The 278-nt window shown below is 36.7% G+C and carries 1 pseudogene; it reads right to left on the bottom strand.

Features of this window, described 5'->3' with window-relative positions:
• Positions 1–41: 41 nt before the first annotated feature.
• Positions 42–278 (bottom strand): annotated as a pseudogene (gene codY, locus NLF92_RS12795) (GTP-sensing pleiotropic transcriptional regulator CodY); the annotation flags it as partial.

The raw sequence follows: 278 nt of genomic DNA, 5'->3' as shown, positions 1-278 counted from the left end.
ACCCTTTTCAGCGTTTATTTCGGCCGAAAAGGGTTTTTTGATTAGTGAGATTTTAAATTTTCAAGTTCAATTAAAAATTTGTTGTTTAATACTTTAATGTATGTTCCCTTCATTCCAAGAGAACGAGATTCAATAACGCCTGCACTTTCTAATTTACGAAGTGCGTTTACGATCACTGAACGAGTGATTCCTACACGGTCAGCAATCTTACTTGCCACAAGCAGCCCTTCGTTTCCATCAAGTTCTTCAAAGATATGTTCAATCGCTTCAAGTTCACT

The organism is Opacimonas viscosa (genome assembly GCF_024199005.1).
GTDB lineage: Bacteria > Pseudomonadota > Gammaproteobacteria > Enterobacterales > Alteromonadaceae > Opacimonas > Opacimonas viscosa.
The sequence above is the reverse complement of the archived record's forward strand: the minus strand, read 5'-3'. Positions and strand labels throughout refer to the sequence as shown.